Origin of the sequence: Streptomyces sp. MK37H (assembly GCF_018035285.1) — a bacterium.
Classification (GTDB): domain Bacteria; phylum Actinomycetota; class Actinomycetes; order Streptomycetales; family Streptomycetaceae; genus Streptomyces; species Streptomyces endocoffeicus.
The window spans coordinates 20,021-34,274 of record NZ_JAAAYH010000047.1 but is presented as its reverse complement, the minus strand read 5'-3'; the positions used below and the strand labels follow the sequence as shown (position 1 = coordinate 34,274).

The 14,254-nt window shown below is 70.6% G+C and carries 13 protein-coding genes; 3 read left to right on the top strand and 10 right to left on the bottom strand.

Going from position 1 to position 14,254, the window contains the following annotated elements; all coding sequences use genetic code 11:
* The 4 genes from GWI24_RS09980 to GWI24_RS09965 form a co-directional block, all read right to left on the bottom strand.
* Positions 1–772: SigB/SigF/SigG family RNA polymerase sigma factor (locus tag GWI24_RS09980; RefSeq protein WP_210945534.1), on the bottom strand; the 772-nt coding region annotated here is incomplete at its 3' end.
* Positions 773–1,041: 269 nt separating this feature from the next.
* Positions 1,042–1,638, bottom strand: a complete 597-nt coding sequence (locus tag GWI24_RS09975) for a TetR/AcrR family transcriptional regulator (RefSeq protein WP_210945533.1) — start codon at positions 1,636–1,638, stop codon at positions 1,042–1,044.
* Between the two features lie 129 nt (positions 1,639–1,767).
* Positions 1,768–2,619, bottom strand: a complete 852-nt coding sequence (locus GWI24_RS09970; RefSeq protein ID WP_210945532.1) for an oxidoreductase — start codon at positions 2,617–2,619, stop codon at positions 1,768–1,770.
* A 302-nt stretch (positions 2,620–2,921) separates the two neighbouring features.
* Positions 2,922–3,482, bottom strand: a complete 561-nt coding sequence (locus GWI24_RS09965) for a hypothetical protein (protein ID WP_210945531.1) — start codon at positions 3,480–3,482, stop codon at positions 2,922–2,924.
* 390 nt (positions 3,483–3,872) lie between these two features.
* Between GWI24_RS09965 and GWI24_RS09960 the strand changes: the two genes are divergently transcribed.
* Positions 3,873–5,018 carry an LLM class flavin-dependent oxidoreductase gene (locus GWI24_RS09960; RefSeq protein WP_210945530.1) on the top strand — a complete coding sequence of 382 codons (1,146 nt, stop codon included), beginning with the start codon at positions 3,873–3,875 and terminating at the stop codon, positions 5,016–5,018.
* Between the two features lie 67 nt (positions 5,019–5,085).
* Positions 5,086–6,108: an LLM class flavin-dependent oxidoreductase gene (locus tag GWI24_RS09955; RefSeq protein WP_210945529.1), complete on the top strand. Its 1,023-nt coding sequence runs from the start codon at positions 5,086–5,088 to the stop codon at positions 6,106–6,108.
* Positions 6,109–6,115: 7 nt separating this feature from the next.
* Here GWI24_RS09955 and GWI24_RS09950 read toward each other — a convergent pair whose 3' ends face one another.
* The 5 genes from GWI24_RS09950 to GWI24_RS09930 form a co-directional block, all read right to left on the bottom strand.
* The gene (locus GWI24_RS09950) at positions 6,116–6,589 is read right to left on the bottom strand and encodes an FmdB family zinc ribbon protein (protein WP_210945528.1); all 474 of its coding nucleotides are present in this window, start codon (positions 6,587–6,589) and stop codon (positions 6,116–6,118) included.
* Positions 6,590–6,598: 9 nt separating this feature from the next.
* Positions 6,599–7,888 carry a hydroxyacid-oxoacid transhydrogenase gene (locus GWI24_RS09945; RefSeq protein ID WP_210945527.1) on the bottom strand — a complete coding sequence of 430 codons (1,290 nt, stop codon included), beginning with the start codon at positions 7,886–7,888 and terminating at the stop codon, positions 6,599–6,601.
* 78 nt (positions 7,889–7,966) lie between these two features.
* Entirely contained in the window at positions 7,967–8,785 is an 819-nt protein-coding gene (locus tag GWI24_RS09940; protein WP_210945526.1) for an N-acyl homoserine lactonase family protein, read from the bottom strand.
* A gap of 152 nt (positions 8,786–8,937) precedes the next feature.
* Complete coding sequence (locus GWI24_RS09935) at positions 8,938–10,308, bottom strand: MFS transporter (protein WP_210945525.1); 1,371 nt, start codon at positions 10,306–10,308, stop codon at positions 8,938–8,940.
* A 50-nt stretch (positions 10,309–10,358) separates the two neighbouring features.
* Positions 10,359–11,132: an SDR family oxidoreductase gene (locus tag GWI24_RS09930; RefSeq protein WP_210945524.1), complete on the bottom strand. Its 774-nt coding sequence runs from the start codon at positions 11,130–11,132 to the stop codon at positions 10,359–10,361.
* A gap of 252 nt (positions 11,133–11,384) precedes the next feature.
* Between GWI24_RS09930 and GWI24_RS09925 the strand changes: the two genes are divergently transcribed.
* Positions 11,385–12,608, top strand: a complete 1,224-nt coding sequence (locus tag GWI24_RS09925) for an alpha-hydroxy acid oxidase (RefSeq protein WP_308343599.1) — start codon at positions 11,385–11,387, stop codon at positions 12,606–12,608.
* 95 nt (positions 12,609–12,703) lie between these two features.
* Here the strand turns inward: GWI24_RS09925 and GWI24_RS09920 are convergent, their stop codons facing one another.
* Positions 12,704–14,140, bottom strand: coding sequence for an aldehyde dehydrogenase (NADP(+)) (locus GWI24_RS09920; RefSeq protein ID WP_210945523.1), 1,437 nt, complete (start codon positions 14,138–14,140; stop codon positions 12,704–12,706).
* Between the last annotated feature and the right edge of the window lie 114 nt (positions 14,141–14,254).

The window sequence follows — 14,254 nt, the reverse complement described above, 5'->3', positions numbered from 1 at the left end:
TGCGGATCCGGGCGCAACTGCGGGAGATGAGGCGGGAGACGTGCATCTGGGAGATGCCCAGCTCCTCGGCGATGCCGGCCTGGGTCATATCGCGGAAGAACCGCAGATACAGGATGTGCTGCTCCCGCTCCGGGAGCCGGTTCAGGCACGGCTTGACCGATTCCCGGGCGATGACGGTGTCATAGCGGGTCTCGGGCCGGCCGAGGGTGTCGGCCAGGGAGTAGCCGTCGTCCGCGCCGGCGAGTTCGGCGTCCAGGGACAGGGACCGGAAGCTGTCGATGGCTTCCATCCCGGTGAGGACGTCCTCTTCGCTCATGTCGGCGGCCTGGGCGACCTGGGCCACGGTGGGGGAGCCGTCGGTGCCTTCGGCCACGGCGAGGTCCTGAATGGTGGCCCGGACCCTGTTGCGCAGCTCCTGCACCCGCCGGGGGACGTGGAGGTCCCAGGCGCAGTCGCGGAAGTACCGCTTGAGTTCCCCGACGATCGTGGGGATGGCGTAGGGCTGGAAGGCGCCGCCGCGTTGGGGGTCGTAACGGTCGACGGCCTTCACCAGGCCCAGGGCGGCGACCTGTTCCAGGTCCTCCAGATTCTCCCCGCGGTTGCGGTAGCGGCGGGCGAGGCGGTGGGCCATCGGCAGCCATGCCTCGACCAGCTTCTCGGCCAGGGCCTCCCGCTCGGGGCCCTTGGTCATGCCGGCCAGTCGCTCGAAGTCGGCCGCGGTGTCAGGAGTGTCGTCGTGGCGGCGGCGGGCGCCTGCACCCATGGCGCTCATCAAGGTCCTCTTCTCTCCCTGCTCGGTTCGCTGTCCAGCGGAGCGGGAGGCCGGCACGGCACATCTGGGGCTCACAGCGCGCGGCGCGCGCCTCCCGCCAGGTGTGCCTGCCTTCCGAAGCACCTTGGTCACTCACTCTTCTAGCCAGGGCCACGGACCTCAAACCAATGAATTCACGAATTCTGGTTCGTGTTCGATTCTCTCGGAGCTGCCGCTGGTCACGGCGACCGGGCGTGGCGTGACGTCGGCCACGCCGGTTTGCGGTCGCGTCAGTTGCCCATGACGCGACGCCAGATGGCGACGGTGGTCGCGGTCGCGGCGGGGTAGTCCTTCTCGGGGGAGCAGGCGGCGCGGTAGAAGGTCCGTTCCGTCATCCAGCACAGTGCGTGGGCCAGCGCGGCGGCTCCGTCGGGGCCGCTCTCGTCGGGGATCCCCGCCCGCGTCAGCACCTGGGTCATGGTGCGGGCGAAGGCTTCGACCGTGTCGTCCCAGGCGGTTCCGATCACCGGGTGCAGCGCGGAGTGGTCCACGGCCGCCCGCATGACGGTGCCGTGCTCGCGCCAGACCTGCTCCACGCCCTTGACGGCCCGTTCCATCACCTCGACGGGTGGGGACGTCGCGTCCTGCGACGTGCTGTCGGCCTCGGCGCGGATGGTGCGCAGGGTGCGCTCGACGAGGGCGGCGAGGACCTCGTGCTTGTTGCCGAAGTAAAAGTAGAGGGAGCCGCGTGAGATCCCGGCGCCTTTGGCGATCGCCTCGACCGTGAGCTCCTCGAGGCCGGTGTGCTCGAGCAGCGCCTCGGCGGCGTCCAGGAGGGCCTGCTCGCGCAGGTCTCCCTTTCTCGGGGCGGCACTGCGCCTTCCCACGGTGATCTCCCCTGATCGGCTCTTCCGAGCACTGTACTTCCGCCGGACCAGGACCAGGGACAGGGGCAAGGGCCCAGGGCGTGGCCCTCGCCCCTGTCCTTGGTCCGGTGTCCTTGTCCGGCGGCGGGTTCACGCGTTGGTGATCTGCGCTCCGTCGGGGAAGTCTGTCGTCCGCGACAGCTTCTCCCAGCCGCGGATGTCGTCGTCCACCGCCTGCCGGGCCGCCGCGACCAGGCGCAGCGCGTCCGAGCCCAGCACCAGGTGGGCGGGGGGCTCGGGGACGTCGAGGATGTGCAGCAGCGCCTCGGCGGCCTTCCGCGGGTCGCCCAGTTGGTTGCCACTGGCCGCTATCCGGGCGTCGCGGATCGGCGTGAACAACGCGTCGTAGTCGGCGATGGTGCGTTCCGCGCGGGTCATCGACCGGCCCGCCCAGTCCGTACGGAACGAGCCGGGCTCGACGGCCGTGACATGGATGCCGAACGCGGCGACCTCCTTACGGATGCTCTCGAGCATGCCCTCCAGCGCGAACTTGCTGCCGCAGTAGGCCGACATGCCGGGCACGGCCATCAGGCCGCCCATGGAGGTCACGGCCATCAGGTGGCCCGCGCGGCGCTTGCGCATATGGGGCAGGACGGCCTGCAGTGTCGCCGCGGCCCCGAACACATTGGTCTCGAACTGCGCCCGGACCGCCGACAGCGGTGTCTCCTCGAAGATCCCCTCCAGGCCGTACCCGGCGTTGGCGATGGCCACATCGAGCGGACCGACGGTCGCCTCGACCTCGTCGACCACGGCTCGTACGGCCACGTCATCGGTGACATCCAGCCGACGCGCGTGGGCCCGTCCCGGCGCCAGGCCCTCGAACGCCTCCCGGTCGGCTTCCCGGCGCACGGTGCCGAGCACCGTGTGCCCCGCGTCGAGCGCTCCCTCGGCGAACGCCCGGCCGAGCCCGCTGCTCACACCGGTGATCAGGAAGGTCTTCATCTCCGCTCACATCCCTTGGCCGCGGCAGCCGCGCCGCGCATAGGCTCCGGCCTCTCTTCTCAATAATCTACATCACGTCGATTTTTTTCGTCGCGCTGTAGCCTGGGGTTGACAGACCCCTGGCTACGGCTGTCCGAGGTGCGAAGACTGAAAGCCCGAGGGCCGAGGGAGAGCGATGCGAAGGAGCCGACGATCATGCCGACGGGCTGCGCCGAGCTGGGTTCCACGCCGGTCACCGCCACCACACCGGTGGGCAGGTGGGACACGACGTGCCGGAAGTCCAGCTGGTCGATCCGGAGGCCTCAGGCGGTGATCTCCCGGTGCATGGTCCGGAGCTCGTGTGTCGCGGCTGGGAGGTCGAACTCCTCGGGGTAGGTGAGGGCATCCTCCCAGTGGACGTACACCTGGTCCGATCGCGTCCAGGCCAGGAGGTCGACGATGCCCGTGAAGGCCGACGGAGCGAACATCGGGACCAGGTCCTCGTCATCGCCATCGAGGTAGCTCGACGTACGCAGTTTCCGCCCCGCCAGCAGGCGCAGCCACGCCGCCGCCGCGAAGGCCGACTGCGACACGACATGCCGCTCCGGATCCTGGTCCTCGGAGTAGCACATCCCGACTTCGGTCAGCTGCTCATGGACCGCGTCGAGATCGATCGGCTCGCCGGTGGCGGCTTCGCGGATTCCCCGCACCGCGTCCGGGGTCGAGAGCACGGGCTCGTCGCTCAACTCCTCGTCCTCCTGCTCAACCCGGGCGAGCAGGGGATCGATCAGGCCGTAAAGGCGGCGCATCCGCTCATGCGGGTCCAGCTTCGCGGCGAACTCATCGATGGTTTCCAGGAGTTCGGAGTACGTCGTGTCCGTCATACCCGCCTGGATAGCACGAGGCACGGACATGCAGGTCGTCGAGGTTCCGCAGCATGAGACACCAAAAGGTGTCCATTGACAGCGGCTCTCATGGTCACGACCATATGGGGTATGCATTCGACGCATCCGGGCGTGCTCTGCCGCTACGTGGACTATCTGCGCACCTCCAGCGCCCTCTGTCGCTGACCGGGCGGTCGCACCGCCCCCGGAGGCTCGGCACCCGTAGCTGACCACCTCCTGCCACCGGACCGGCCCGGAATTCCTCTCCCTCGGCACCGTGCGTTCCGTACGCGCGTACGCGGTGCCCGGGTGCTGCCCTGTGCTCGTAACGGTCCGGCGTCCGCCGTTCCTGCCGCGTACAACTCGCCTGCCCCGAAAGGCAATTGACTCATGCCCGTACATGCCACAACACCCGCGCCGTCGGTCGAGTTCATCGGCATGATCGAGACCCAGGAGGTCTCCGAGACCCGGCCCGCCACCGGTCCGGCGATCGACCCGGAGTACACCACCCGCTTCGCCCGCGCCCACGAGGACGCGGGCTTCGACCGGATCCTCATCGGCTACAGCTCCCGTCGGCCCGACGGAACCCAGGTGGCCGCGCATGTGGCGGCCCGCACCGAGCGGATCGGTCTGCTCATCGCCCACCGCCCCGGTTTCGTCGCCCCCACCCTCGCCGCGCGGAGCTTCGCCACCCTCGACCAGTTCACCGGCGGGCGCGTGGCCGTGCACACCATCACCGGTGGCAACGGCGCGGAGCAGCGCAAGGACGGCGACTTCCTGGGCAAGGAGGAGCGTTACGAGCGCACCGACGAGTACCTGGGCATCCTGCGGCGTGCCTGGTCCTCCGACGAGCCGTTCAGCCACGAGGGCCGCCACTACCGGTTCGAGGACTACTCCTCGGAGGTCCTGCCGCACCGGGCCACCGGCATCCCGCTGTACTTCGGCGGGTCCTCCGCGGCCGCCTACCGGGTGGGCGGCAAGCACGCCGACACCTTCGCGCTGTGGGGCGAACCGCTCGCGGAGACCGCCGAGCAGATCGCCTCCGTACGCGCCGCCGCGGCAGCCGCCGGACGTGCCGAGGCGCCCGGGATCAGTGTGTCCTTCCGTCCGATCCTGGCGGCCACCGAGGAGCTGGCCTGGGAACGGGCCCACCGCATCCTGGACACCATCAGGACCGGGGGCGGACGCCCGTTCTTCCACCAGCAGAACGGCGAGCGCGCACCTCAGAACGCCGGGTCCCAGCGGCTTCTCGCGGCCGCCGCCAAGGCCGACCGCCACGACCGGGCGCTGTGGACCCCCACCGCCACCGCGACCGGCGCGGGCGGCAACACCACCGCCCTCGTCGGCACCCCCGAGACCGTCGCCCAGGCGCTGCTGGACTATGTGGACATCGGCGCCACCACCCTCCTCATCCGTGGCTACGATCCGCTCGACGACGCCATCGACTACGGCCGCCATCTGATCCCCCTCGTACGCCAGGAACTCGCCCACCGCGCCGCCACCGCGCTGTCCGCCCCGTCCGCCCCGTCCAGGTGAACCGCTCCGCGACAATGGAACGGCAATGGTGTGCGGCGGAGTACGCCGCGGACGCTGGAGGAATCCTGTGCCGCTGACCTCGAAACCCCTGCGGAAGCTGGGCTTCTTGACCATTGGGCTGTTCGACGAGGCCGACCCCTGCCGGGGCCATGAGTCGACACTCGAGATCATCGAACTGGGCGAACGGCTGGGTTTCGACAGCGCCTGGGTGCGCCACCGCCATCTGCAATACGGCATCTCCTCTCCCGTGGCCGTTCTGGCGGCGGTCTCGCAGCGCACCAGCCGCATCGAACTGGGCACGGCCGTCATCCCCATGGGATGGGAGAATCCGCTGCGGCTGGCCGAGGACCTGGCGACGGTCGACATCCTGTCCGGGGGCCGCCTCAACCCGGGGGTCAGCGCCGGTCCACCGCACCACTACGACCAGGTCAAGGGCGCGCTCCACCCCGACACCGCCGACGCCGAGGACTTCAGCCACGAGCGTGTGCGACGGCTGCTGGACTGCGTACGTGGCGAACCGGTCACCGACTTCAGCGGTGTCGAGGGCTTCGAGGTGTTCTCCGACCGCGTCCAGCCGCACGCCCCGGGGCTCGGCCGCCGTATGTGGTACGGCGGCGGCAGCCTGCGGTCGGCCCAGTGGGCCGGTGAGCATGGAATGAACCTGCTCACGAGTAGTGTGGTGAAGGCGGAGGAGTCCGAGGACTTCGCCGAGATCCAGCTCTCGCACATCCGGACCTTCCGCGCCCACCACCCCGACGGCGACCGTGCCCGTGTCTCCCAGGGGCTCGTCGTCATCCCCACCGACACCGCCTCACCGGAGCAGCGCGCGAAGTACGAGCAATACGCCCAGCAGCGGCTGCCGCGTACCGCCACGCCCCAGGGGCCGGCGCGCATGATGTTCGCGCCCGATCTCGTCGGCACCTCCGAGGACATCGCCGAACGGCTCACCTCCCACGCCGCGTTCCGGGAGGTCGAGGAGGTGGCGTTCGCGCTGCCCTTCACCTTCGACCACGAGGACTACGTACAGATCCTCACCGACATCGCCACCAGGCTCGCCCCGGCACTGGGCTGGCAACCGGCCGCCCCGTAGCGCTTCACTAAGGATTCGCGGGCTTTGCCGGCTTCGACTCGTGCCCGTGTCCGTGCGTGTGCGAGTGCCCGTGCCCGTGCGTGTGCCCGTGCGCGTGGCCGTGGCCATGCCCGGTTCCCTCGGACGGCGCGGGCAACGCGTCCCCGGCGCGCAGCGGGGCCGCCTCGTATCTGCCCTCGTGGGCGACGATCGGCCGCCGGTCACCGGCGAGTTCGGGGTACCTCTCCTCCAGTTTCTGCCGGGACTCGGCGGTGCGCCGCATGGCGGTGACGTAGTCCCGGTCGCCGCGGTAGGTCCCCTTCCAGGTCTGCGGCATCCGCTCCGGCGGCGGTGGCACGGCGGCGGTGCCGCCGAGGGCGAAGCTGCTGGGGATCTTGCGGGTCGCGGTCCCGCACTCCGGGCAGCTCGGCAGCGGGGCCGTGAACGACTGGATCACCTCGAAGCGGTGCCCGGTCTCACAGGCGAGTTCATAGATGGCCATCGGTCCTCCTCACCAGAGCGACAGCGAGCGGTCGAAGATCCCGGCGAGGTCGTCCTCGGTCACCTCGCGCGGGGCGGTGGCCAGCAGCCGCTGCTGCTTCATGGCGCCGTCCACCAGTGCGGGGATGTCGCCCTTGTCGTAGCCGACACCGCCGATGCCGTCGGGCATCCCGATGTCACGCATCAACCGCTGGATCGCGGTGGGCAGATACTCGGCCGCGTCGGCGGGGCGTTCCATCCCCGGGGCGAGGAGCTCCGCCGCCCGCAGATGCCGTTCGGGCTGGGCGCTGAAGGTGAAGCGGAACGCCTCCGGCGCGGTGAGCGAGACGGCCATCCCGTGCGGCACCATCGGCTCGTGTGCGGGGTAGCCGGCGGGGTGGAAGTCCTTCACCCGCCCGGCGATCGGGTAGGCGTTGGCGTGCGGGATGTGCACACCCGCGTTGCCGAACCCGAGACCGGCGAAGGTGGCCGCCAGGGCCATGTCGGAGCGTGCCTCGGGATCGTCCCCGTCACGGACCGCGGTACGGAAGGACCGCGCGAGCAGTTGCAGCGCCCGTTCCGACCACGCGTCGGAGATGGGATTGGCGCCGCAGTACGGCACCCGCTGCTCGGGGTGTTTGCGCGGGTAGGTGTCGTACGGGCGGGCCGTGTAGCTCTCCAGCGCGTGGCACAGGATGTCCATGCCGCTGGCGGCGGTCACCCCGGCGGGCAGGGTGAAGGTCAGGTCCGGGTCGATGACCGCGAGCGTGGGCCGCAGCCGGGCGTGGCTGATGCCGGTCTTCACCCTGAGCTCCAGCACGTCGAGCACGCAGATGGTGGTGGACTCCGAGCCGGTTCCGGTGGTGGTGGGGACCGCGACCAGCGGTTTGAGCGGGTTCTCGGGCGCCAGCGCCCTGCCCACGGGCGCGTTGATGTAGTCCATCAGCGTGCCGGGGTTGGTGCTGAGCAGGTTGACGGCCTTGGCGGTGTCGATGCTGGAGCCGCCGCCCACCGCGACGAAGGCGTCCCACGGGCCCGATGCCCGCGCGTGGTCGACCGCCTCCCGCAGGCTGGCGTCGGTGGGCTCCACATGCACGCCGTCGAAGACATGGGCCCCGATGCCGAACGCGGTCATCCGTTCGGCGATGCGGTGTGGCGCGCCGGTGGCGGCCACCCCGGCGTCGGTGATCACGAGGACCCGGCGGACCCCGTGCTGGGAGAGGTCGAAGCCGATCTCGTCGGATGCTCCCGGCCCGAACTTCAGCGCCGGGGCGCCGTAGGTGAACACGGACTCGGGTCGGGCCGGAACGGTGCTGCTCATACGCGTCCCTCCTGGGGATCGGAGTAGGTCCCGGCGGCGCGGCGAGCGGGGCTCGGAGCGCCGGCCGGGTCCGGACGATCAAGCGTAGAAGCCATCGGGGGCGAGCCGCATCGAGCGCAGCTGCTCGGCGTCGTGGCCGAAGACGACGGTGGCGTCCGACCGCTCGGCGATGCCGCGGATCTTCTCCACCGAGGCGTACCAGGCGGTCAGGTCGTTGACGATGGCGGCGGGGGTGGCCGGCGGGCCGTAGGAGTCCCCCATGTAGACGGCGTCCGAGGTGAACAGCATCGTGCCGGTCTCCGGCAGGTCCACCTTCATCGACATGGTGCCGGGGGTGTGCCCGGGGGCCTCGATGAGGGTGACACCGGGCAGGATCTCGGTGTCGCCGCTGACGGTGTCGAAGTCACACGCCGCGTAGTCCGTCTTGAGGTGGGCACCGTTGAAGGCGCCCTCGAAGCCGAAGGCGAACTCCTTCTCCTTCTCGTGGCACACCAGCCGCGCGCCGGTGCCGGTGAACATGCCGATGTTCCCGGCGTGGTCGAAGTGCAGATGCGACAGGACCAGATAGTCGATGTCCTGCGGCTGCACGCCGAGCTGGCCGAGCCGCGCGTCGAGGTACTCCTCGTCGCTCACCTGGTCGTAGGGGAAGTACTCCTGCAGGCCGGTCGGGGCCCAGCGGGTCTCCCAGTCGCGGGGGCAGCTGGTGTCCCACAGCAGCGTTCCCTCGGGGGTCTCCACCAGTACGCAGTGGGTGATGCAGGAGTACCACTCCGGGGGCCGCTCGTGCTCGGTGCGCGTGCGCATCGTACGGCCCGCCTTGAGCAGCAGCCACGTCAGATCGCAGCTCATCGCTCCGCAGCTCAGGACGTGCACCTTGTTCGCGGTCTTCGCGGTCATGGAGCTTAACCTCCGGTCGGGACGGCCGCCGCCCGAGGGCCGGGCGGCAGTCATGGATCAAGGGGTCTACGGGGTGTCCGGCGGACCACGCGGCGGAGCCGCGTATCGATGCCTCGGGAAGTGGCGGGGAGGGGAGCGGCCCGCCGCGGGGGTCACGATCCCCGGACACCCCTAGGGGACTTCGCGTGATCGGGCCGGAGGTCGCACCCCCGGGATTCGCGGACGATGAGCGCGCACACCAGCCCGACGAGTGCCGCGCCCGCCCAGATGGAGGCGATCGGCCAGGAGGCGCCGTCGGCCGCGCTGACCAGGGCGCCCGCCACGAGCGGCACGAACCCCGCCACCACGCCGCCGAGTTGATAGCCGATCGACGTACCGGTGTAGCGGACGTCCGCGGGGAACAGCTCCGCGTACATCGCCGCCGTGGGCGCGTACATCCCCGCGTGTGCCACGGCGAGCGCGAGCAGCATGGCCAGCCAGGTGAGCCCGGTCTGCCCGGTGGCCAGCAGCCAGAAGAACGGGAAGGCGAGCACGGCCGCGAATCCGGCGGCGCCGAGGAACACGGGGCGCCGGCCCCAGCGGTCCGACAGCGCGCCGAAACAGGGCACCGCCAGCCCCTCGGCCACCGCCGCGATGAGCATCCCGGTCAGCAGCACACCCCGCGACAGATCGAGATGGGAGGAGCCGTAGGACAGTACGAAGACCGAGACGATGTAGAAGGGGACACCGGCCGAGATATACATGCCGACGGTGAGGACGATCGCCTTCCAGTGGTGGCGGAACGCCTCCATGGCCGGCACCTTGCGCGCCTGCCCCGACGCCTTCACCTGGGCGAACGTTTGGGTCTCGGTGATGCGTGAGCGGAGGAACAGCCCGACCGCGATCAGCACGACGCTGAGCAGGAAGGGGATGCGCCAGCCCCAGGCGAGGAGGTCGTCATCGGGCAGCGTGGAGACCACCGCGAACACGGTCGACGACAGCACCAGCCCCAACGGCACCCCCATCTGCGGCAGGCTCCCGTAGAACCCCCGCCGGTCGGGTGGCGAGGACTCCACGACCATCGTCACCGCGCCGCCCCACTCGCCGCCGACGGCGAAGCCCTGGAGGAAGCGCAGCGTGACCAGCAGGACGGGCGCCCAGAGGCCGATGGTCCGGTAGCCCGGCAGCAGGCCGACGACGACGGTCGCCGCGCCCATCAGGAACAGCGTGAGCATGAGGGCGTTTTTGCGCCCCACGCGGTCCCCGAAGTGACCGAAGATCACTCCGCCGAGCGGGCGGGCGATGAAGCCGACCGCGAAGGTGCCGAACGCGGCCAGGGTGCCGGCCGTCGGTGAGAAGTCGGGGAAGAACTCCGTGCCGAAGACCAGCGCCGCGGCGAGGCCGTAGATGTAGAAGTCGTACCACTCGATCGTGGTGCCGATCATTCCGGCCAGCGCCGTTCTGCGGATGGCCGCCTGGGATGCCTGGTGATGTCCTTCGGCTCTGGCGTCGGGTGCCGCGTCGGTGACGGGGATATGGCTCATGCGGGTGCGCTGCTCTCGTCTTGGGGAGTCGGGTGAACCCTCTGACGGGGTCAGAGGGTTGGCACCATGCCGCCGTCACACCGGAGGGCGGTGCCCGTGATGTACGCGGCCTGGGTGCTGCACAGAAACGCGGCGGCGGCGCCGAACTCATCGGGTTCGCCGTAGCGCCCGGCCGGGATCGTGGCCTTGGACGCGGCCTCGACCTCGTCCAGCGGCCGGCCGGTGCGCTGGGCGGCGGCCTCGTCGATCTGCCGGGCGCGCGGGGTGGCGATGCGCCCGGGCAGCAGGGAGTTGACCGTCACGCCCTGTGCGGCCACCTCGGCGGCGAGGGTTTTGAGGTACCCGGCGAGCGCCGCGCGCCCGAGGTTGGACAGCGAGAGGTTCGGCAGGGGCGCCTGCACGCTGGTCGAGCTGATGCTCAGGATGCGGCCCCAGCCCTTCTCGACCATGGCCGGCAGGGTGCCCCGCACCAGGATCTCCTGGGGGGTGACCAGCGTGGCGATGGCCTGCGCGACCCCGGCGGTGTCGGTGGCGCGGGCCGGTCCGGGGGCTGGGCCCGGCCCGTTCAGTACGAGGATGTCGAGGTCGCCGACGGCCTCGCGGGCGGCCGCGAGGAGCCGCTCGGCGCCGCCGTCCGCGACCAGGTCACAGCCCACGCCGACCGCGCCCGGGAGCTCGCTCGCCACCTCCTTGGCGCGCTCGGCCGACCGGCCCGTGACCACGACGTTGACCCCTTCTTCCGCCAGGGCCCGGGCGGTCGCCCGGCCGAGGCCGGACGTGGATGCGCAGATGAGAGCGGTTTTGCCTGCCAGACCGAGTTGCATGGCACCTTTCCTTTTGGCTCGCGCCGTCTTAAATATAAGACGCTGTCTTATATGCAAACCAGATGGTGCCCATGGGGGAGTGATGCGTCAAGGCTTGACGCACGCCGAAGTCGAGAGTCAGACTCCGATTTCTCGGACAGCGTCCAATATCTCGTCACTGGTCGAACGGCCATTGACACCCGCACATCGAGAGGCATGACCGTGACCGTCACCCAGCCCCCAGTGCCGTCCGCAGCCCCGAAGCGGCCTCGCGTGGCGCGGCAGCGACCCCGGTGGTCCGAGCTCCGCGAGGTTCTGCGAGTACGCCGGCCGACCCTCAACCCGGTCGAGCGGCGGCTCGGGGCCGCGCTGAGCATCCGCGATCTCCGTAAGGTGGCGGTGCGTACGACACCGCGCGCGGTGTTCGACTACGTGGACGGCGCGGCCGACGCGGAGCTGACCGCGCGGCGGAACAGGGCGGCCTTCGCGGCGGTCGAACTCGTGCCGGAGTATCTGTCGCCGGTCGACCATCCGGACCTGTCCACGCGGGTGTTCGACCGGGAGATCGCGATGCCGCTGATCTTCGCGCCGACCGGGTACACCCGGATGATGCACCACGAGGGCGAGGCGGCGGTCGCGCGCGTGGCCGCCCGCCACGGCCTGCCGTACACGCTGTCCACCGTGGGCACCTCGACCGTCGAGGACGTCGCCGCGGCGGCTCCCGGCGGCGAGCACTGGTTCCAGCTCTACCTGACCCGTAACGAGCGCCTCAACGCGGAACTCCTCGACCGCGCGCTCGCGGCCGGGTTCACCACCGTGGTCCTCACCGTGGACACACCCGTGGCGGGCCGCCACCCCAAGGACATGCGCAACGGCCTGACGATCCCGCCGTCGCTCACCCTGCGCACGCTGTTCGGCATGGCCCGCTACCCGTCCTGGGTGCTCAACAAGCTGACCACGGCACCGATCGCGTTCGCGTCGCTGCGCGGCATGACCGGCGAGACGGATGTGATCGATGCCGTACGGGTGGCCGACGTCGTCTTCGAACCGACGCTGAACTACGGCCATCTGGCGTGGCTGCGCGCCAACTGGCCGCATCGGCTGCTGGTCAAGGGGGTCCTGAGCCCGCGCGACGCGCGCCGTGCCGTCGAGACGGGCGCGGACGGTGTGGTCGTGTCCAACCACGGCGGACGGCAGCTCGACCGCACCCCGGCCACCCTCACGGTGCTGCCCGAGATACGCGAGGAGCTCGGCCCCGACGCCACGGTGATCCTCGACAGCGGCGTCACCCATGGCCAGGACATCCTCGCCGCGCGGGCGCTCGGGGCGGACGCGGTCATGATCGGCCGCGCCTATCTGTACGGCCTGATGGCCGGTGGCGAGCGGGGCGTGGAACGCGCCGTCACGATCCTGCGCGAGGAGTACTCACGCAGTCTGCAACTGCTCGGGCTGAAGGCGAGCGACGCCATCGCGCGGCATCACGTGCGGATGCCGTGAGCGGTCGTATGAGGTGAGCGGCCGTATGCCGTGAGCGGTATGGGAACGGGAGAGGGCCCGCCGGGGGAGGCGGGCCCTCTGGACCGATCTCAGGCTCAGGAGACCCGCTGGGGAATGCTCAGCGGATTCGCGTCGCGCAGTGCGGGCGGCAGCAGGTGCTGCGGCACGCCCTGATACGCGACCGGCCGCAGGAAGCGGTAGATGGCCTCGGTCCCCACCGAGGTCGTGGCCGGTGCCGTGGTGGCCGGGTACGGGCCGCCGTGCTGCTGCGCGTAGGTGACCGACACACCCGTGGGCCACTGGTTCCACAGCACACGTCCGGCCTTGGCGGCCAGCAGCCTGATCAACTCCGCGGCGATGGTGTCGTCGTCCTCGCCCTGGATGGACGCGGTGAGCTGTCCGTCGATGGCCTTCGCCACCTCGAGCAGTTCGCTCTCCTCCGCGTACTCGACCACCAGCGCGGTCGGCCCGAACACCTCCCGGATGAGCGCTTCCGGGTCGCGGAGCAGCTCGGCCGAGGTCGTGCACAGCACCGTCGGGGACGGATCGGCACCGTCGTGGTCGCCACTCACCAGGACGCGCACCCCGGCCGTGTCGCGCAACTCCCGCAGCGTACTCGCATAGGAGGTCCGGATGCGCTCGTTGAGCAACGTGAGCGGCGTGCCCGGGACCGCGCCGGGAAGCTCGTCCACCAGCTTGGCCGAGGCCGGGACCAGCAGGATGCCGGGCTTGGTGCAGAACTGCCCGGCGCCGAGGGTGAACGACCCGACGAACTCCGAGACGATCGCGGGACCGCGCCGCTCGGCGGCGGCCTCCGTCACGAACACCGGGTTGACGCTGCCGAGTTCACCGAAGAACGGGATGGGCTCCGGACGGCCGCTTGCGAGGTCGAAGAGCGCCCGGCCCGCCTCGGTCGATCCGGTGAACGCGCCCGCCTTCACCCGCGGGTCCACGATCGCGGCCCGGCCCGCCTCCGTCCCGAAGACCACGTCGAAGAGCCCCTCGGGCGCGCCGGTGGACCGTAGCGCCTGGTGCACCACCTCCGCCGTGGCGGCCGAGAGCCTGGGGTGGCCGGAGTGGGCCTTGACCACGACCGGGCAGCCCGCCGCGAGCGCCGAGGCGGTGTCACCGCCCGCCACGCTGAACGCGAACGGGAAGTTGCTCGCGGAGAAGACGAGGACCGGGCCGAGCGGTTCGAGCACCCGGCGCAGATCGGGCCGCGGGCCCATCGGCCACGCGGGGTCGGCACGGTCGATCGTCGCCCCGAGGTATTCGCCCCGCGTCACCATCTCGGCGAAGAGCCGCAGCTGGAACACCGTGCGGACCATCTCGTTGCGCAGCCGGGTCTCCCCGAGGGACGTCTCCTCGTCCGCGATGGCCACGAGCTTCGGCGCGGCCTCCTCGAGCGCGGACGCGATGGCCTCGAGAAACGGGGCGCGGTCGGCCGGCTGGAGGCGGCTCCACTGCTCGAACGCGCCCGCGGCGGCATCGAGTTTCCGCGCCAGCACCTGCGCGTTTGTCGCATCGGTCATCAGGCGTGCTCCCTCATTGTGTCTTAAATATGAGACGTAATCTCACTCTCAAGACACGGTTGCATGCGTCGGCGTCCCCGTCAACGTGCTTGACGGCCACCGAGACGGGCTCAC